The 398-nt window shown below is 52.3% G+C and carries 1 protein-coding gene; it reads left to right on the top strand.

All coding sequences use genetic code 11. From position 1 onward, the window contains the following. Positions 1–309, top strand: a 309-nt coding sequence (locus tag AF337_RS24515) for a hypothetical protein (protein ID WP_063844346.1), incomplete at its 5' end; no start/stop codon positions are given. Positions 310–398 lie beyond the last annotated feature (89 nt).

Genomic DNA, 398 nt, shown 5'->3' with positions numbered 1-398 from the left:
GTCGATATTCTAAACGACGAGAAAGTCATTGGGCACGCCGACCTTGGTCCCATCGATCCGTCGATGGGCGTTGCAGGGGGACGTTTTGTTCCCACTCGAGATTATGATCCACGACTCCACGCGTTCGTAATTGATGGCGAATATAATGACTTAGAAGGCAAGGCCCAGCTCACTGCATGTTCGGCAGAGTTCGGGGTGCTTCGATGCGAGGGCGTCGCGATTGAGGATTTCAATGAAACCGTTCAGGAAATAAATATTGTCATATTGGGCATGGCCTATCCTGAATATGAAACCGCCTTTGCATCTTAGTTGCGCTTGGGGGGTGGGATGAAATTTTTGCTTCCGGCAGTCTGCGCCCTGATGTCCGTATTCGTCGCAGCGACGAGCGCCTACGCGTG

The sequence above is a fragment of the Rhizobium ecuadorense genome (genome assembly GCF_001187535.1).
Lineage (GTDB): Bacteria > Pseudomonadota > Alphaproteobacteria > Rhizobiales > Rhizobiaceae > Rhizobium > Rhizobium ecuadorense.
Note: the sequence above shows the minus strand (reverse complement) of the source record. Positions and strands in the feature narration are given on the sequence as shown.